Source organism: Pseudomonas sp. ASL9, assembly GCF_056680335.1.
Window position 1 is genome coordinate 1,358,896 of the sequence record NZ_CM155277.1, and the last position, 16,934, is coordinate 1,375,829.

The window sequence follows — 16,934 nt, forward strand, 5'->3', positions numbered from 1 at the left end:
TATTGAGTGGGCGTGATTAGATTAAATAAGCATAAAATCACGCGCCAAAAAAAATCGACGTTAAAAATCTACCGAATCACGGACCCACACTTTTGCCTCAGGAGACAGGTTGTATGCGCAGTCATTCGGTCATTCATACACCCCGACAGAGTGATTACCCGGAACTCGCCCGTATTTGGGAAGATTCGGTACGGGCTACACACGATTTCTTGCCCGACTCCTACATCTCGATGCTCAAGAGCCTGTTGCTCAATCAGTACCTGGAGGCGGTGATGCTGATTTGCAGCAAAGACACTCAGCAACGAATCACCGGTTTCGCCGGAATCGCCGCTGGCAAGGTCGAAATGCTGTTCATCGACCCTGAGCACCGTGGCCAAGGGTTGGGCAAGTTACTGCTCACCCATGCCATCGATTACTTTCACGCCGACGAACTGGACGTCAACGAACAGAACCCTCAAGCGCTGGGGTTCTATCTCAAGCAGGGTTTTGAGGTGATCGGTCGTTCCGAAGTAGACGGTATGGGTCAGCCTTATCCGTTGCTGCATATGCGCCTGAGCAGGCAAGCCGTTTGATGCGACTCGCATGCCTGTCAGTGCAGCAAGCCGTCGATCAAGGCCTTATTGAAGTTCTGCGGGTCCTGAATTTGCGGCGCGTGCCCCAGGTTCGCGAACTCGACCAGCGTTGCATGGGGAATGCGTTTAGCCACGGCCTTGCCTAGCTCGGGATAGTTGCCCAATGTCTTGCGCAGTTCTTCAGGTGCGAGGTCTTTGCCGATGGCAGTGTTGTCCTTTTGCCCGATCATCAACAGGGTCGGCATTTTCAGTTTTTCGAACGCGTAGAACACCGGTTGATTAAAGACCATCTCATACGTCAGCGCCGAGGCTCGGGCCACTTCTTTGCGCCCCTTGCCGTTGTACATGCCTGCCTGCATATCAACCCAATGATCAAACTCCGGGCGCCACTCGTTGGCGTAATAAGTCGCCTGCTGGTATTTGCGGATGCTGTCGGCATTGGTTTTAAGGTCGCGGGCATACCATTGCTCGAACGTGAGGGACGGCACGCCTTTGGCTTTCCAGTCCTCAAGGCCGATGGGGTTGACCAACACCAGTTGATCCACCTGTTGCGGGTACATCAACGCAAAGCGGGTGGCCAGCATGCCGCCCATGGAATGCCCGACCACGATAACGTGGTCGATACCCAGGCGGGTGAGCAGCGCTTTGGTGTTCTGCGCCAATTGCTCGAACGTATAGCTGTAATGTTCGGGTTTACTCGATCGGCAGAAACCGATCTGATCGGGTGCAATCACCCGGTATCCAGCGTCGCTCAGCGGTTTGATGGTCCCCCCCCACGTCGCGCCGCAAAAATTCTTGCCGTGCAACAGCACGATGGTCCGCCCATTGGGCTCACGGGACGGCTTGATGTCCATATAGCCCATCTGTATTCGTTGCCCCTGCGACTCAAAAGCAAAATTCTTTGCCGGATAGGGGTAATCGAAACCTTGCAACTGTGGGCCGTAGGACGGTATTTCAGCGGCGGATAACGGCAAACTGACGCTCATCATCAACGCTGCAAACCATTTGGACATGAACCACACTCCATAAACATAAGCGTTAGCCAACTCAGACAACGATTGGCTGGCGATGGGTTCCTTGATGGCCTTCCTCTGAAAAAGCACAGGACATACACCTATCTTGAAGGCATTTTCAATGTAGCCGCGTTTAACACTGCTTGCGCGGGTACAATAGCCGCCTTTCCCCTTAAGTAACGGCTCTTTGTCATGACAGACCCCATTCGCCTTTCCAAACGCCTTGTCGAGCTGGTCGGCTGCTCCCGCCGGGAGGCTGAACTATTTATCGAAGGCGGTTGGGTCACGGTCGATGGTGAAGTCATTGAAGAACCCCAGTTCATGGTCGATACCCAAAAAGTCGAACTTGACCCTGAAGCCAAGGCAACCGCCCCTGAACCCGTGACTATTCTGTTGCACCAGCCCGCGAGCTTCGATGCTGAAAGCGCGCTGCAATTGATAAGCCCCGGGACCTTGTCCGAAGAGCATCGATACGGTAAACGCCCACTCAAAGGGCACTTCATGCGCCTGTCACCCATCTCGACCCTGCAGGCCAACGCCAGCGGTTTGATGGTGTTCAGCCAGGACTGGAAAGTACTGCGCAAGCTGACTGATGATCGCAGCAAGATCGAACAGGAATACGTGGTCGAGATTGCCGGTACGATGGCAGCCCATGGCCTTAATCGCCTCAACCACGGCCTGACTTACAAAGGCAAGGAACTGCCGGCAGTGAAAGCCAGTTGGCAGAACGAAAACCGCCTGCGCTTCGCCATGAAGAACCCCCAACCCGGCGTCATCGCCCAGCTGTGTGAAAGCGTTGGCCTCAAGGTTGTGTCCATTCGGCGTATCCGCATCGGCGGCGTGTCCATGGGTAAGCTGCCAGAAGGCCAATGGCGCTACCTGTCCGGCAAGGAAAAGTTCTAGGCCTGTTTGCCCCACCACATTTCAGCGTCGCACGGGCTCCCTGTGCGACGTTCACGCCAGACATATCAGGACCGTAACCATGATGAACAACGATGTACTGCGTAGCGTTCGCTACATGCTCGATATCAGCGATGGCAAAGTCGTGGAGATCATCAAGCTGGGCGGGCTGGACGTGTCCAAGGACGACGTGATCGCCTTCATGAAAAAAGACGAGGAAGAAGAAGGCTATCTGAATTGCAGCGATGAAGTCATGGCGCACTTTCTCGACGGTCTGGTGATCTTCAAGCGAGGCAAGGACGACAGCCGCGCACCGCAAAAAATCGAAGTGCCCGTGACGAACAATACCGTACTGAAAAAACTACGCGTCGCCTTCGAACTCAAGGAAGACGACATGCACGCCATTCTCAAGGCCTCCGAGTTTCCGGTGTCCAAGCCAGAGCTGAGCGCACTGTTCCGCAAGTTCGGTCACAGCAACTACCGGACCTGCGGCGACCAACTGCTGCGCAACTTCCTCAAGGGCCTGACGCTGCGCATTCGCGCCTGAGTCCCCTGCCTCAAAGCGAATGGCCCGACGGACCTCGACCCAAGATCATGACCATGACTTACAACGTCTCGCCCGTCGGCTTCATGCGTTCCTGCTTCAAGGAAAAATTCGCCATACCTCGGCAGCCTCAATTGGCTCCCGCGGCGCGTGGCGTCCTGGAGTTAGTCGCGCCCTTCGATCACGCCGACGCCGTGCAAGGGCTCGAGCAGGTCAGCCATATCTGGCTACTCTTTCTTTTTCATCAAGCACTGGAAGAAAAGCCACGCCTGAAGGTTCGCCCGCCGCGCCTTGGCGGCAACCAATCCATAGGCGTGTTTGCCACACGTGCGACCCATCGCCCTAATGGCATAGGCCAATCGGTGGTGAAGCTGGACAAGGTAGAGCCGGGGCGCCTCTGGGTGTCAGGCATCGACTTGCTGGACGGCACACCCGTGTTGGACATCAAGCCGTACGTGCCCTATGCCGATAGCGTCGAGGGTGCCTCAAACACGATTGCCAGTGCGGCACCGATGTTGATTCCAGTGCAATGGGAAGACAGTGCGCTGCTTCAGGCCCATGAACATGCGCAGCGGCTGAACGAGCCATTGGTTGAGTTGATCGAGCAATGCCTGGCACAAGATCCGCGCCCAGCTTATCAGGTACCCACCCCAGAGCGCCGCTACGGCGCACAGCTGTGGGATCTGGATGTCCGCTGGCATTACCCGCAAGCAGGGCTGATACGCGTGCTTGAGGTCGTGCCTGCGACACAGTAAGGCAACACATCACAAAAGAAAAAACCCGCTCGGCCATTGACTGCCGAAGCGGGTTTTTTTCTGAATCGACTGACCTTACTTCTCTACGAAGGCGCGCTCGATCAGGTAATCGCCAGGCTCACGCATCCGCGGGGATACCTTCAGACCAAAGCTGTTGAGAACTTCGCTGGTCTCATCAAGCATGCTCGGACTGCCACACAGCATTGCACGATCATCCTGTGGATTGATCGGCGGCAGACCGATATCCGTGAACAACTTGCCGCTGCGCATCAAGTCGGTCAGGCGACCTTCGTTCTCGAACGGCTCACGCGTCACGGTTGGGTAATAAATCAGTTTTTCACGCAATGCTTCACCGAAGAACTCGTTCTGCGGCAAGTGCTCAGTGATGAACTCGTGATAGGCCACTTCGTTCACGTAGCGTACGCCGTGGCAGAGAATGACCTTCTCGAAGCGTTCATACGTTTCCGGGTCCTGGATGACGCTCATGAACGGCGCCAGACCTGTCCCCGTGCTGAGCAGATACAAGTGCTTGCCCGGCTTGAGATCGTCCAGCACCAGAGTGCCGGTCGGTTTCTTGCTGATGATGATCTCGTCGCCTTCCTTCAAGTGCTGCAACTGCGACGTCAGGGGACCATCAGGCACCTTGATGCTGAAGAATTCGAGATGCTCTTCCCAGTTCGGGCTGGCAATCGAGTAAGCGCGCATGAGCGGACGCCCGTTCGGCTGCTGAAGACCGATCATGACAAACTGACCGTTCTCGAAGCGCAAACCTGGATCACGGGTGCACTTGAAACTAAAGAGGGTGTCATTCCAATGATGGACGCTGAGGACACGCTCGTGGTTCATGTTGCTCATGTACGGGGGCTCCGGAAATTTTCGCTCGCGATAACTCTGAGCGCTATTGCGCGTCATTCTAGTGGCAAGCACAATATCTGTTAAATGAATTATCAAGATATGGGTTATCGGTTATATAGATATGCGATTTACTCTACGTCAGCTTCAAATTTTCGTCGCCGTCGCCCAGCAGGAAAGCGTCTCGCGCGCGGCTGAGCTTTTGTCACTCTCACAATCGGCGGCCAGCACCTCTATCACTGAGCTGGAGCGCCAATCCAGCTGCCAATTATTTGATCGCATGGGCAAACGCTTGAGCCTGAACGCGACCGGCCGTCAGTTGCTGCCGCAAGCGGTGGCCCTGCTCGATCAGGCCAAGGAGATCGAAGACCTGCTCAATGGCAAATCCGGCTTCGGCTCATTGGCCGTCGGTGCCACGCTCACCATTGGCAATTATCTGGCCACCCTGTTGATCGGAAGCTTCATGCAGCGTCATCCCGAGAGCCAGGTGACGCTGCATGTACAGAACACCGCGAATATTGTGCAACAGGTTGCCCATTATGAAATTGATCTAGGTCTGATCGAAGGCGACTGCACCCATCCCGACATCGAAGTTCAGACGTGGGTCGAAGACGAACTGGTAGTCTTTTGCGCCCCGCAGCACCCTTTGGCCAAACGCGGTCATGCCACCCTGGACGAACTGACCCAGGAAGCCTGGATTCTGCGGGAACAGGGTTCGGGCACGCGCTTGACCTTCGATCAAGCCATGCGCCACCACAGAAACGCCCTGAATGTGCGTTTGGAGCTGGAGCACACCGAAGCGATCAAGCGCGCGGTGGAATCCGGTTTGGGTATCGGCTGTATTTCTCGCCTGGCACTACGCGATGCTTTCCGTCGAGGCAGTTTGGTAGCGGTGGAAACCCCGGAGCTGGACCTGTCGCGGCAGTTCTACTTCATCTGGCACAAGCAGAAGTATCAGACCTCTGCCATGCGTGAGTTTCTCGACCTGTGCCGCGCGTTCACCGCAGGGGTTCAGCGCAGCGACGAAATCGTGCTGCCGAGTATTGCCTGACCCGTCAGCCTGTCATCGAGCCATCAACCCAACAGGACGACGCCCCACACCAGACCTATCATGCCTAACGCAATGAATTGCGCCGCGCTGCCCATGTCCTTGGCGCTTTTCGACAGCGGGTGCAAATCCAGCGAGATCCGATCAATTGCCGCCTCGACAGCCGAGTTGAGCAACTCGACAATCAATGCCAGCAAGCACACGGCAATCAGAATCGCCCGCTCACCCCGACTGACATGGAACATGAAAGCCAGCGGTATCAGGATCACGTTGAGCAGCACCAACTGACGAAATGCAGCCTCACCCTTGAAGGCTGCGCGCAAACCGTCGAACGAATAACCCGCGGCATTGAGGACACGTTTCAGGCCGGTCTGGCCTTTAAAGGGCGACATAAATAGGCAACTGTGTAAAAAAAGACAGCAAAGACTAATTTAACAAACGTCAAAAAAGTGAGAACAACCAAGCCCGAATGCGGGTTTAGTTGGCTGGAATTGACTCCATCTGCTGTAAGAGCAACGCGGCCTGGGTGCGAGTGCGCACATTGAGCTTACGAAAAATCGCGGTGACATGAGCCTTGATCGTGGCTTCCGACACGCTGAGCTCATAAGCGATCTGTTTGTTCAACAACCCTTCGCAGACCATCGTCAGCACCCGGAACTGCTGGGGAGTGAGGCTCGCCAGACCTGCACTGGCAGCCTTGGCTTCAGCCGAAACGCTGATCGCTTCATTGACTTGCGGCGGCCACCAGACATCGCCATCGAGCACCGTACGCACGGCCTGCTGAATGGTCTCAAGAGAACTGGACTTGGGAATAAAACCACTGGCGCCAAACTCCCGCGAGCGAACCACGATGGACGCTTCTTCTTGCGCTGACACCATCACTACCGGGATTTGCGGGTACTGTCCGCGCAACAGAACCAAGCCCGAAAATCCATAAGCGCCAGGCATATTCAGATCCAGCAACACCAAGTCCCAATCGGCTTTTTCAGTCAGACGGGTTTCAAGCTCGGCGATGCTTTCAGCCTCGACCAATCTCGCCTCGGGGCCAAGGCCCAGGGTCAAGGCCTGATGCAGCGCACTGCGAAATAATGGGTGGTCATCGGCAATCAGGATTTCGTATGTCATTTATCAATGATCCTGTTTATAGGTGAGCGCCAATGGATTCAGCCCTCACGAAGGCATCCATCGATGCCAGCAAACTCACGGTACCAACAAGGCACATTCAACGCCAAGACCCATAAATCCAGCGTTCAAGCGTTATTACGGCGACAGGATGACGAGCGAAACCGGGGTGGTCAAGTTCAACGCTTTACGGCAAAGTCCACGCCTTGCACATTAGAGCGCCATCATGCGAAAACAAGCCCTGCGGGCCGACCTGTTAATGTTGATAACCGCAATGATCTGGGGGTCCGGTTTTGTCGCGCAGACCTCCGGCATGGACCATATCGGACCTTATCTCTATACCGGCCTGCGCTTCGCTCTCGGTTCTTTGTGCTTGTTGCCCTTGCTGTTTCGTCGCTCTGACGCGGTAAAGCCCGAACCCCTACTGACTCGCGGCCTGCTGCTCGGCGGCATGGTGATGGGGGTCGCGCTGTCCATAGGCATCAACCTGCAACAAGTCGGCCTATTGTTTACCAGCGTGACTAACGCCGGATTCATCACCGGCCTTTACGTCATTGTAGTTCCGCTGCTGGGGCTGCTGTTGGGCCATAAGACCGGAATGGGCACTTGGCTGGGTGCCGGTCTGGCAGTGGCCGGCATGTTTCTGCTCAGTGTCGGCGACAACTTTCATGTTGCCTCAGGCGATTGGTTGCAATTGATCGGAGCCTTTGTCTGGGGCGGACACGTGATCCTGGTCGGCGTGTTTGCCAGCCGCCACGACGCGATCCGCCTGGCGTTCCTACAATTTCTGACGTGCTCGATCATCAGCCTGATTCTGGCGCTAACGTTCGAAGACATTGAGTTGCACGCCATCATCGCCGCTGGCCCGGCCCTGCTTTACGGCGGAGTGGTTGCGGTAGGGATCGGTTATACCCTGCAAGTCATTGCACAGAAGGATGCCATTGCCTCCCATGCAGCGATCATTCTTTCCCTGGAAGCTGTCTTTGCCGCCATTGCTGGCGCGCTGCTGCTCGGAGAATCACTGCACCTGAAGGGCTACCTCGGCTGCGCGCTGATGCTTGCAGGCATGCTGTTGGCACAATTGTGGCCAAAAAAACTTGAGCCCACGATGGGTTATAAAAATGCCTTGAGATAGGTATGTGATGCATCGTCCAGGTCGACCGGGAGCAGATGTTTGGCAGCCAGATAGTGAGCGGTGAATACATCCAGGTACGCGTCCAGCACGCCACCAGCGATATTATCCTCGGCCAGCTCAAGACAAAGCGCGGCCACCTCGGCGGTGCAGAAATGATCATCCCGCTTGGAACGGCGCAGCCGATAACGGGAAATCTGTTCCGGCTCCAGGCTGAGCACTGGAAAACGATCCAGATACGGGCTCTTGCGAAACATCTTGCGCGCCTCACTCCAGGTCGCATCCAGCAGAATAAAGAGTGGACGCTTGCCTTCCTCCAGCCTGACCTCGGTAACCACCCGCTCTTTGGCCACAAATTCGCCAGGAAACACGATGTATGGCTGCCACTGTGGGTCATCGAGCAACGCCGGCAACTCAGCATCCACTTCAGTCCGCGACCAACCGAACGCGTGGGTCTCTTCGATGACATCGGCGATAAGCCAGCCGGTATTGGTTGGTTTCAGCGGCTCGACGTCATACATCAACAGGCACACGGCTGATTTGGCCGCCACCTTCGGGCGCCAGGCGCACAAGCAATAGCTGAAGATCACGCGGCACCCAGGACAACGCTCAGCCCTCGAGCCTCGGGCAGTAAAGGGCTTGATGCTGCGCGCCAGGCGTTGAGTTCGCAGGCGCGAAACGGCATGGCTCATCGTGGGTGACGCCAACAAATGGATAGCATCGACACAGCAAAAACTCGGCAGAAAATAGTCAGGGCAGTTTATCAGAGGCGGGTGACCCACCCTTTGTTTCCTCGCCCTTTGTTTACTTTATACTGCACCACCACTCGAACCTGCCCGGGCAGACACGGTCTGCGGTGATCGGCTTCATAGTCACCGGACCGAGCAGTGAACGCACTTTCAAGTCGCTGGTCCAACGGCCAGTCACTGAATCAGGAGAGTTTCATGCTGCGCCTTATCGTCCCCACCTTCATGCTTTGCCTGGTAGCGCCATTCTGCGCCCAAGCGGCTTCAAAGCAGGATTTCGAGCTGAGCAAAATGCTGCAAAAAGTCGCGCAGGAAAGCAGCGTCGGCACTCCGCGGGCGATCAATGAAGATATTCTGGATCAGGGTTATACCGTTGAAGGCAAGGTGCTGATCGATCACCTGAGCGTGCTCGAAAGCCATGCAGTGAAGATGCGCGCCAACCCGGACGCGGTTCGCAACCAATTGGGCGCCAGCGTTTGCAACAACGCCGGTTACCGACAGCTCATGGCCAAGGGCGCATTGCTCAAGTATGAGTTCACTGAATACAAAACCAACCGGAAGGTCGCTACCCACATCTTCAAAGCCGCCGATTGCTCGCTTAGAAAATAGCGTCGACTAGAAACCTTATCCGCTGGATGCGCGACGGTGTTCATCATCGGCGCGTTGTTCAGCCATAAGCGCTTGCATATACCGTGAGCACCCTCCCCAGCCGTCGCACACAGCCTCAAGCAGTCGTTGCCTGTTTTAACGACATAAGCACATGATCGAATCAACATGAGCAGCGATCAGGGTCTATACCGTTATAAGGCTTCTTTGTTTTCAGGGCAAAAAAAGGGGGTTGCTCGTAACGCTGCGTAATGCCAATGTTTTTCTTTTAACCCAAGGACATAAGCAGAATCAGTATGGATCAATCGGTAACGATATCCGTGCGAAGCTGGCGGTCCAAAGCCAGTTGCAATGCTCAGGCAGATGCCGGAGTAGCCAGCGACACACGATGTGTCGTGGTCCTGTCGATTATTTCGGCATGATCGATGATTTTGCAGAAGGAGAAGGTTTGAATGCCCTATGAACCGAATGATTTTTTGTCTCGTCACTTCCAGAGCAACGGTATCGACCTCACTGGCAAGGTTGAAGATTATATCGGCCTGGTTGCCCCCAACAGCCCCAACCTACCGCTCTACCGCGACATGATGCTGACTGTGCTGCGCATGGCGCAGGACGACCGTAATCGTTGGAACGCAAAAATCACCCTGCAAGCATTGCGCGAGCTGGATCATGCTTTCCGAGTACTGGAACAATTCAAGAGCCGTCGTAAAGTCACCGTGTTCGGCTCTGCTCGAACACCCGTAGACCATCCCCTGTATGCCTTGGCACGGGAAGTGGGTGCTGCCTTGGCGCGCTCCGATCTGATGGTTATTACCGGTGCCGGTGGCGGCATTATGGCTGCAGCGCACGAAGGCGCAGGGTTGGGCCACAGCCTGGGCTTCAATATCACCCTGCCTTTCGAGCAGCATGCCAACCCCACCGTTGAAGGTACGGAGAATCTGCTGCCTTTCCACTTCTTCTTTACCCGAAAACTGTTCTTCGTCAAGGAAGCGAACGGACTGGTGCTATGCCCAGGTGGCTTCGGCACGCTGGATGAAGCACTGGAAGTCTTGACGCTGATCCAGACGGGCAAAAGCCCACTCGTGCCTGTCGTACTGCTCGATGCACCCGGCGGCAGCTTCTGGCAAGAGGCGCTTAATTTCATCAGCAATCAACTGGAGGCCAATCACTACATATTGCCGAGCGACATGAAGTTACTGCGACTGGTTTACAGCGCTGAAGAAGCGGTCGATGAAATCAACCAGTTCTACAACAACTTCCACTCCAGCCGCTGGCTGAAGAATCTGTTCGTGATTCGCATGAATCACCCGCTCAATGAGCAGGCCATCGAACACATGCAGGTGGCGTTCGCCGACTTGCGGTTGAGCGACAACTTCCATCAGCATATGTACATGGGGGAAGAGCATGACGAACCGCAATTCAGCCACCTTGCGCGACTGGCCTTTACCTTTAATGGACGAGACAACGGTCGCTTGCGAGAACTGGTCGACTACATCAACAAACCAGAAAACTGGGCCAAAGCCCCTTCCCAGCAACAAACCCGCACCCGAGAACCACTAAAGGTCACGTAGATGGGTCCTACCCCGGGGCAAGCTCAACAGCTTGCCCGCTTCGTTCAGTCATCCCCACCCCGGCCGCTCAACAAGCGGCCAATCATGTCCAGCGGATAACCCCGATAGCTAAGGAAACGCCCTTGCTTCGCACGCTCGCGAGCGTCCACCGGCAGTTTCCCTGCAAACTTGCGTCGCCAGGTTTCTTCCAGTTGCGCCTGCCAGTCAAAGCCACACTCGCGTAATGCCTGCTCTATATCTGCTCGCTGCAAACCACGCTGCCCCAACTCTTCACGGATGCGCAAAGGCCCCTGACCCGAGCGTGCACGGTAAGAGACGAAGCTTTCGAGGTATCTCGATTCGGACAACAGCCCTTCTTCCGTCAGACGGTCAAGGGCAGGTTCGATCAATTCAGGAGGGGCGCCGCGCTGACGCAACTTGCGCGTCAGCTCAACTCGACCATGCTCGCGACGTGCGAGCAGGTCCATTGCCGTACGCCGTACGGCGACAGGCGTATCAAGCACCGCTGTCATAGGCAGTATCAGATATCAACGTCGGCTTCGGCCAGATCAGCAGCAGCTACTTTGGCACCTTTGGCAGGTGATGCCTTGGTGTCGGCAGCAGGTGATGCCTTGGTATCGGCCGTCGGAGCCAGCAGCTTTTCACGAATCAGCTTCTCGAGGGTCGCACCGACTTCTGGATTATCTGCCAGGAACTTGGCCGAGTTCGCTTTGCCCTGACCAATCTTGCTGCCCTGATAGCTGTACCAGGCGCCGGATTTCTCTACGAAGCCGTGAAGCACAGCCAGGTCGATGATCTCACCGTTCAGGTAAATGCCCTTGCCATAGAGAATCTGGAACTCTGCCTGACGGAACGGCGGAGCCACTTTATTCTTCACGACTTTGACGCGAGTTTCACTGCCTACCACTTCGTCACCTTCTTTCACCGCGCCAGTACGACGGATGTCCAGACGGACCGAAGCGTAGAATTTAAGCGCGTTACCACCCGTGGTGGTTTCCGGGCTACCGAACATCACACCGATCTTCATACGGATCTGATTGATGAAGATGACCAGGCAGTTGGCGTTCTTGATGTTACCGGTGATTTTACGTAGCGCCTGAGACATCAGACGGGCCTGAAGGCCTACGTGCATATCACCCATTTCGCCTTCGATTTCAGCTTTCGGAACCAAGGCTGCTACGGAGTCGATGACAATAACGTCGACAGCGTTGGAGCGCACCAGCATGTCGGTGATTTCCAGCGCTTGCTCACCAGTATCAGGTTGCGAAACCAGCAGATCGTCAACATTGACGCCCAGCTTGCCAGCGTATTCTGGATCGAGTGCGTGCTCAGCATCGACGAATGCACAGGTAGCACCCAGTTTCTGGGCCTGGGCAATAACTGAAAGCGTCAGCGTGGTTTTACCCGAAGATTCCGGACCGTAGATTTCAACGATCCGGCCTCGTGGCAAGCCACCGATACCGAGGGCGATATCCAACCCGAGTGAGCCGGTAGAAATAGAAGGAATCGCCTGGCGGTCATGATCCCCCATGCGCATCACGGCACCTTTACCGAATTGACGCTCGATCTGACCCAAGGCCGCAGCCAAGGCTTTCTTCTTGTTCTCGTCCATTGAAGTCCTCACGTAATCAATAAGGCCTGACGGCCATAACACCTGTATAAGTAGACAGTATTATTCCACAGGGTGGAGCGCTCGCCTACCCCCGTTTTAGTATTTATCCAGCCGTAAGCTGTATGAGCCCCTCTAGCGCGGCCTTCACCGTTTGTCGGCGAACCTCATCACGGTCACCATCGAACTGTCTGCGCTCGGAAATGAGCTGCTGTCCTGCGCCCCATGAAAGCCATACCGTTCCTACCGGCTTGTCAGCCGAGCCGCCATCAGGCCCGGCAACACCACTGACCGCGACAGCAAAATGCGCCCCACTTTTTTCCTGGGCGCCCGCCACCATGGCCTCGACAACTTCGCGACTGACCGCCCCAGCCGTGGAGAACAGCCCGGCGGGCACATTCAACTGGCAGGTTTTTTGCGCGTTGGAGTAAGTGACATAACCTGCCTCAAACCAGGCGGAGCTACCCGGTATACGGGTGATCGCCTCGGCAATCCCGCCGCCGGTGCAGGATTCAGCGGTGGTCACGTGTGCCTTTAGCGATTGCAGATGCTTGCCAAGTACAGCGGCAAGCTGAGTAATGTCATCCACGGCCTTCTCCGGTTTTCAGCGCATCAGGGAAGATACCGTACACCCGCTCTTTATACGTGCAAGAGCAGGAGCATTTCTCTCATGCCTCCACCCCTACCCGGCGCCCAACACTCAACTCGCCGAGCAGCCACCCTTCTTGACCGGCTTTTTAACCGTTTCAATCGTTGTTTCTCTCGGGCGTTTTTTGGCTTCCTCAACACGGATGAAGCGACCGTTGACTGAATCTCGACCACGTTTATTCGACATAAGAACATCCTGTTCATGCTGTATCTGGAATGAAGCGACCTATTCATCAGCGTAGCCATCCTTGAACAACAGCCCCTCGTGAAGTCGTAACCAGGCTTTTCACCGAGCGTCACTCTGCGGGGCAAGATCGTGCGTGTTAACCTTGCGTCCATTGTAAAAACAGACGGACATAAGGACCTCATCCACACCGATGAGCGCCGCAAAATGCCCGATATCTGCCCATATTTTTAACGAACCCGCCTAAAACACCGATGAATAAAGCCCTGACCGACCTGTCCTCCCACACACCGATGATGCAGCAGTACTGGCGGCTGAAAAATCAGCACCCTGATCAGCTGATGTTCTATCGCATGGGCGACTTCTACGAGATTTTCTACGAAGACGCCAAAAAAGCCTCCAAGCTGCTGGATATCACCCTGACTGCGCGTGGCCAGTCGGCGGGACAGGCGATTCCCATGTGTGGGATTCCTTACCACGCGGCCGAAGGTTATCTCGCCAAACTAGTGAAGCTCGGCGAGTCGGTAGTGATCTGCGAACAGATGGGCGACCCTGCGACCAGCAAAGGTCCGGTGGACCGTCAGGTGGTGCGGATCATCACACCTGGCACGGTCAGCGACGAGGCTTTGCTTGACGAACGTCGGGATAACCTGATTGCTGCGGTATTGGGCGACGAACGTCTGTTTGGCCTTGCGGTCCTGGACATCACCAGTGGCAATTTCAGTGTTCTTGAAATTAAAGGCTGGGAAAATCTGCTGGCGGAACTCGAGCGAATCAATCCAATCGAGCTGATGATCCCCGACGATTGGCCACAAGGGTTGCCCGCCGAGAAGCGTCGTGGAACCCGGCGTCGTGCACCGTGGGACTTCGAGCGCGATTCGGCGTTTAAAAGCCTGTGCCAGCAATTTTCTACCCAAGACCTCAAAGGCTTTGGTTGCGAGAACCTGACGCTGGCCATCGGTGCCGCCGGTTGCCTGCTCGGTTACGCCAAAGAAACCCAGCGCACCGCCCTGCCGCATTTGCGCAGCCTGCGCCATGAACGGCTGGACGACACCGTCGTGCTCGATGGCGCTAGCCGACGCAATCTGGAGCTGGATACCAATCTGGCAGGCGGACGTGACAACACCCTGCAATCAGTCATAGACCGCTGCCAGACCGCCATGGGCAGTCGCCTGCTGACCCGCTGGCTGAATCGCCCGCTACGCGACCTGAGCGTGCTGCAAGCTCGACAAAGCTCAATCACCTGCCTGCTCGAACGCTACCGTTTCGAAAATCTGCAACCACAGCTGAAAGAAATCGGCGATATCGAGCGGATTCTCGCCAGGATCGGCCTGCGCAACGCGCGTCCGCGTGATCTGGCCCGTCTGCGTGACGCTCTGGCTGCATTGCCCGAGCTGCAACGGGCGATGGCTGATCTGGAAGCCCCGCACCTTCAGCAATTGGCGCTGACAACCAGCACCTACCCGGAACTGGCAGACCTGCTGCAGCGGGCCGTCGTCGACAACCCGCCTGCGGTCATTCGTGATGGCGGCGTGTTGAAAACCGGCTACGACGCCGAGCTGGACGACCTGCAATCGCTCAGCGAGAACGCCGGGCAGTTTCTGATCGATCTGGAGGCTCGAGAAAAAGCCCGCACGGGCCTGGCCAACCTCAAGGTCGGCTACAACCGGATTCACGGCTACTTCATCGAATTGCCCAGCAAGCAAGCCGAGCAAGCACCCGCTGACTATATCCGGCGCCAGACGCTCAAAGGCGCCGAGCGCTTCATCACCCCTGAATTGAAGGCGTTCGAAGACAAGGCGCTGTCAGCCAAAAGCCGTGCGCTGGCTCGCGAGAAGATGCTCTACGAAGCGTTGCTCGAAGACCTCATCGGCCACTTGGCGCCCTTGCAAGATACCGCTGCGGCGCTGGCTGAACTGGACGTGCTGAGCAACCTGGCCGAGCGCGCGTTGAACCTGGACTTGAACTGCCCACGTTTCGTCGATGAGCCCTGCATGCGCATCGAGCAAGGTCGGCATCCGGTTGTCGAACAGGTGCTGACCAGTCCATTCGTCGCCAACGATCTGGCGCTCGATGACAACACCCGAATGCTGGTGATCACCGGGCCGAACATGGGCGGTAAGTCGACGTACATGCGCCAGACCGCCCTGATCGTTTTGCTGGCTCACATCGGCAGCTTCGTACCGGCAGCCAGTTGCGAATTGTCGCTGGTGGATCGGATTTTTACCCGGATCGGTTCCAGTGACGACCTGGCAGGTGGCCGCTCGACCTTTATGGTGGAAATGAGCGAAACCGCGAACATTCTGCATAATGCAACCGACCGCAGCCTAGTGTTAATGGATGAAGTCGGGCGCGGCACCAGTACATTCGACGGTTTATCGCTGGCGTGGGCTGCGGCAGAATGTCTCGCCCAGTTACGCGCTTATACGCTGTTCGCTACTCACTATTTCGAGCTGACAGTACTCCCGGAAAGTGAGCCGCTGGTTGCAAACGTGCACCTGAACGCAACAGAGCACAACGAACGAATCGTCTTCCTGCATCGTGTCCTGCCCGGACCTGCCAGCCAGAGCTATGGCCTGGCAGTGGCCCAGCTGGCGGGGGTTCCAGCCAAGGTCATCCTGCGCGCCAAGGAACATTTGCAGCGTCTGGAAACCACGAGCCTGCCCCACGAGGGACCACGATCAGCCCCTGGCAAACCATCGATTCCACAGCAAAGCGATATGTTCGCCAGCCTCCCGCATCCGGTACTCGAAGCGTTGTCAAAAACCAAAGTGGACGATCTGACCCCACGCCAGGCGCTAGAGTTGTTGTACGCCTTACAGTCACGTATCTAACGGGAATCGTTGCAAGCTGTTAGAATCCCGCGCGGTTTGGGATGCTGCAGGTTTTTAGCCTGACTGCGCAGATTATCCGAGCCGCGTGAGAACGAGCGAACCACGGTAGGGCAAGGCGCGAGGTTGTATAAGCGCCTTCCCACTGACTGCATTGTTTCACACGGCCAGAGAACGTCCCGAACTTAGCAGCCCTGCTGGAAGGGTTCTGCTACCGCCGCCTGAGGAGAGAATTAGAAATGACCTTCGTCGTCACCGACAACTGCATCAAGTGCAAGTACACCGACTGCGTAGAAGTGTGTCCGGTGGACTGCTTCTACGAAGGCCCGAATTTCCTGGTGATTCACCCGGATGAGTGCATTGACTGTGCGCTTTGCGAGCCTGAATGCCCGGCACAGGCGATCTTCTCGGAAGATGAAGTGCCTGAGGATATGCAGGAATTTATCCAGCTGAACGTAGAGTTAGCGGAAATCTGGCCGAATATCACAGAGAAGAAAGAAGGCCTTCCCGATGCTGAAGAGTGGGATGGCGTCAAAGGCAAGATCAAGGATCTCGAGCGCTAAGTCTTGTTGCTCTTGCAAAAGGCCCCTCTGGGGCCTTTTGTATGTTGAGTCTTTGAACCGGTGACGCCCTATCGGACCTTTTACGCTGGCCGCTTTTTATAGGCGAAAAAAGGGGCGGTATGACCCGCCCACATTTTTTCCTTAGTCCCTGTAATCCTTGTCATCGTCCTGATGAATCGCATCCTGCGATTTCCTTGGCTGTCATCCTTGACGACCTGTGCCTGTCCCTCGACACAGT

At 56.0% G+C, this 16,934-nt stretch carries 19 protein-coding genes; 10 read left to right on the plus strand and 9 right to left on the minus strand.

Translation table 11 applies throughout. The annotated features are described in order from the left end of the window. Positions 1–113: 113 nt before the first annotated feature. Positions 114–572, plus strand: a complete 459-nt coding sequence (locus tag AC1ME2_RS06360) for an acetyltransferase (protein WP_480439940.1) — start codon at positions 114–116, stop codon at positions 570–572. Between the two features lie 17 nt (positions 573–589). Here AC1ME2_RS06360 and AC1ME2_RS06365 read toward each other — a convergent pair whose 3' ends face one another. Beyond that, the gene (locus tag AC1ME2_RS06365; protein WP_480439941.1) at positions 590–1,585 is read right to left on the minus strand and encodes an alpha/beta fold hydrolase; all 996 of its coding nucleotides are present in this window, start codon (positions 1,583–1,585) and stop codon (positions 590–592) included. A 192-nt stretch (positions 1,586–1,777) separates the two neighbouring features. Between AC1ME2_RS06365 and AC1ME2_RS06370 the strand changes: the two genes are divergently transcribed. The 3 genes from AC1ME2_RS06370 to tsaA all read left to right on the plus strand — a co-directional run bounded on the left by AC1ME2_RS06370 (position 1,778) and on the right by tsaA (position 3,784). After that, positions 1,778–2,488 carry an rRNA pseudouridine synthase gene (locus tag AC1ME2_RS06370; protein ID WP_480439942.1) on the plus strand — a complete coding sequence of 237 codons (711 nt, stop codon included), beginning with the start codon at positions 1,778–1,780 and terminating at the stop codon, positions 2,486–2,488. 79 nt (positions 2,489–2,567) lie between these two features. After that, positions 2,568–3,032, plus strand: coding sequence for a YehS family protein (locus AC1ME2_RS06375; RefSeq protein WP_480439943.1), 465 nt, complete (start codon positions 2,568–2,570; stop codon positions 3,030–3,032). 53 nt (positions 3,033–3,085) lie between these two features. After that, entirely contained in the window at positions 3,086–3,784 is a 699-nt protein-coding gene (gene tsaA, locus AC1ME2_RS06380) for a tRNA (N6-threonylcarbamoyladenosine(37)-N6)-methyltransferase TrmO (RefSeq protein ID WP_480439944.1), read from the plus strand. A gap of 75 nt (positions 3,785–3,859) precedes the next feature. On the opposite strand, the gene fpr is transcribed toward tsaA, so the two are convergent. Next, positions 3,860–4,639, minus strand: a complete 780-nt coding sequence (fpr, locus tag AC1ME2_RS06385; protein ID WP_480439945.1) for a ferredoxin-NADP reductase — start codon at positions 4,637–4,639, stop codon at positions 3,860–3,862. A gap of 121 nt (positions 4,640–4,760) precedes the next feature. On the opposite strand from fpr, the gene AC1ME2_RS06390 reads away from it, so the two are divergent. Continuing rightward, positions 4,761–5,687: a LysR family transcriptional regulator gene (locus AC1ME2_RS06390; RefSeq protein ID WP_480439946.1), complete on the plus strand. Its 927-nt coding sequence runs from the start codon at positions 4,761–4,763 to the stop codon at positions 5,685–5,687. Between the two features lie 23 nt (positions 5,688–5,710). On the opposite strand, the gene AC1ME2_RS06395 is transcribed toward AC1ME2_RS06390, so the two are convergent. Both AC1ME2_RS06395 and erdR read right to left on the minus strand, forming a co-directional pair. Continuing rightward, entirely contained in the window at positions 5,711–6,076 is a 366-nt protein-coding gene (locus AC1ME2_RS06395) for a diacylglycerol kinase (protein ID WP_480439947.1), read from the minus strand. Positions 6,077–6,161: 85 nt separating this feature from the next. Then, entirely contained in the window at positions 6,162–6,809 is a 648-nt protein-coding gene (erdR, locus tag AC1ME2_RS06400) for a response regulator transcription factor ErdR (protein ID WP_480439948.1), read from the minus strand. A gap of 223 nt (positions 6,810–7,032) precedes the next feature. Here erdR and AC1ME2_RS06405 point away from each other — a divergent pair, with 223 nt between their 5' ends. Next, positions 7,033–7,941, plus strand: coding sequence for a DMT family transporter (locus AC1ME2_RS06405; protein WP_480439949.1), 909 nt, complete (start codon positions 7,033–7,035; stop codon positions 7,939–7,941). Here AC1ME2_RS06405 and AC1ME2_RS06410 read toward each other — a convergent pair. Further along, positions 7,920–8,630 (minus strand): tRNA-uridine aminocarboxypropyltransferase, encoded by a 711-nt coding sequence (locus AC1ME2_RS06410; RefSeq protein WP_480439950.1) that lies wholly within the window; start codon positions 8,628–8,630, stop codon positions 7,920–7,922. The genes AC1ME2_RS06405 and AC1ME2_RS06410 overlap by 22 nt on opposite strands. A 252-nt stretch (positions 8,631–8,882) precedes the next feature. Here AC1ME2_RS06410 and AC1ME2_RS06415 point away from each other — a divergent pair, with 252 nt between their 5' ends. After that, a complete protein-coding gene (locus AC1ME2_RS06415; protein ID WP_480439951.1) occupies positions 8,883–9,293 on the plus strand; it encodes a quorum-sensing-regulated virulence factor family protein in 411 nt (136 codons plus the stop codon). Positions 9,294–9,742: 449 nt separating this feature from the next. Continuing rightward, positions 9,743–10,861, plus strand: a complete 1,119-nt coding sequence (locus AC1ME2_RS06420; RefSeq protein ID WP_480439952.1) for an LOG family protein — start codon at positions 9,743–9,745, stop codon at positions 10,859–10,861. A gap of 44 nt (positions 10,862–10,905) precedes the next feature. Here the strand turns inward: AC1ME2_RS06420 and recX are convergent, their stop codons facing one another. From recX to AC1ME2_RS06440, 4 genes are all read right to left on the minus strand, one after another. Next, on the minus strand, positions 10,906–11,373 hold the full coding sequence (recX, locus tag AC1ME2_RS06425; RefSeq protein ID WP_480439953.1) for a recombination regulator RecX: 468 nt from the start codon (positions 11,371–11,373) through the stop codon (positions 10,906–10,908). Between the two features lie 8 nt (positions 11,374–11,381). After that, a complete protein-coding gene (recA, locus tag AC1ME2_RS06430; protein ID WP_480439954.1) occupies positions 11,382–12,473 on the minus strand; it encodes a recombinase RecA in 1,092 nt (363 codons plus the stop codon). Positions 12,474–12,576: 103 nt separating this feature from the next. After that, positions 12,577–13,059, minus strand: a complete 483-nt coding sequence (locus AC1ME2_RS06435) for a CinA family protein (RefSeq protein ID WP_480439955.1) — start codon at positions 13,057–13,059, stop codon at positions 12,577–12,579. A 111-nt stretch (positions 13,060–13,170) separates the two neighbouring features. Then, positions 13,171–13,305, minus strand: coding sequence for a hypothetical protein (locus AC1ME2_RS06440; protein ID WP_480439956.1), 135 nt, complete (start codon positions 13,303–13,305; stop codon positions 13,171–13,173). A 263-nt stretch (positions 13,306–13,568) separates the two neighbouring features. Here AC1ME2_RS06440 and mutS point away from each other — a divergent pair, with 263 nt between their 5' ends. Both mutS and fdxA read left to right on the plus strand, forming a co-directional pair. Beyond that, on the plus strand, positions 13,569–16,136 hold the full coding sequence (gene mutS, locus AC1ME2_RS06445; RefSeq protein WP_480442027.1) for a DNA mismatch repair protein MutS: 2,568 nt from the start codon (positions 13,569–13,571) through the stop codon (positions 16,134–16,136). Positions 16,137–16,372: 236 nt separating this feature from the next. Beyond that, entirely contained in the window at positions 16,373–16,696 is a 324-nt protein-coding gene (gene fdxA, locus AC1ME2_RS06450; protein WP_480439957.1) for a ferredoxin FdxA, read from the plus strand. The last annotated feature ends 238 nt before the right edge of the window (positions 16,697–16,934 follow it).

What these genes read in the sequence shown, in the direction of transcription:
- AC1ME2_RS06415 (WP_480439951.1), top strand. Translation starts at nt 8,883, where the DNA reads ATGCTGCGCCTTATCGTCCCCACCTTCATGCTTTGCCTGGTAGCGCCA.
- AC1ME2_RS06375 (WP_480439943.1), top strand. Translation starts at nt 2,568, where the DNA reads ATGATGAACAACGATGTACTGCGTAGCGTTCGCTACATGCTCGATATC.
- AC1ME2_RS06370 (WP_480439942.1), top strand. Translation starts at nt 1,778, where the DNA reads ATGACAGACCCCATTCGCCTTTCCAAACGCCTTGTCGAGCTGGTCGGC.
- tsaA (WP_480439944.1), top strand. Translation starts at nt 3,086, where the DNA reads ATGACTTACAACGTCTCGCCCGTCGGCTTCATGCGTTCCTGCTTCAAG.
- AC1ME2_RS06420 (WP_480439952.1), top strand. Translation starts at nt 9,743, where the DNA reads ATGCCCTATGAACCGAATGATTTTTTGTCTCGTCACTTCCAGAGCAAC.
- AC1ME2_RS06440 (WP_480439956.1), bottom strand. Translation starts at nt 13,305, where the DNA reads ATGTCGAATAAACGTGGTCGAGATTCAGTCAACGGTCGCTTCATCCGT.
- erdR (WP_480439948.1), bottom strand. Translation starts at nt 6,809, where the DNA reads ATGACATACGAAATCCTGATTGCCGATGACCACCCATTATTTCGCAGT.
- recX (WP_480439953.1), bottom strand. Translation starts at nt 11,373, where the DNA reads ATGACAGCGGTGCTTGATACGCCTGTCGCCGTACGGCGTACGGCAATG.
- AC1ME2_RS06360 (WP_480439940.1), top strand. Translation starts at nt 114, where the DNA reads ATGCGCAGTCATTCGGTCATTCATACACCCCGACAGAGTGATTACCCG.
- fdxA (WP_480439957.1), top strand. Translation starts at nt 16,373, where the DNA reads ATGACCTTCGTCGTCACCGACAACTGCATCAAGTGCAAGTACACCGAC.
- AC1ME2_RS06390 (WP_480439946.1), top strand. Translation starts at nt 4,761, where the DNA reads ATGCGATTTACTCTACGTCAGCTTCAAATTTTCGTCGCCGTCGCCCAG.
- AC1ME2_RS06365 (WP_480439941.1), bottom strand. Translation starts at nt 1,585, where the DNA reads ATGTCCAAATGGTTTGCAGCGTTGATGATGAGCGTCAGTTTGCCGTTA.
- AC1ME2_RS06410 (WP_480439950.1), bottom strand. Translation starts at nt 8,630, where the DNA reads ATGAGCCATGCCGTTTCGCGCCTGCGAACTCAACGCCTGGCGCGCAGC.
- AC1ME2_RS06405 (WP_480439949.1), top strand. Translation starts at nt 7,033, where the DNA reads ATGCGAAAACAAGCCCTGCGGGCCGACCTGTTAATGTTGATAACCGCA.
- AC1ME2_RS06395 (WP_480439947.1), bottom strand. Translation starts at nt 6,076, where the DNA reads ATGTCGCCCTTTAAAGGCCAGACCGGCCTGAAACGTGTCCTCAATGCC.
- fpr (WP_480439945.1), bottom strand. Translation starts at nt 4,639, where the DNA reads ATGAGCAACATGAACCACGAGCGTGTCCTCAGCGTCCATCATTGGAAT.
- recA (WP_480439954.1), bottom strand. Translation starts at nt 12,473, where the DNA reads ATGGACGAGAACAAGAAGAAAGCCTTGGCTGCGGCCTTGGGTCAGATC.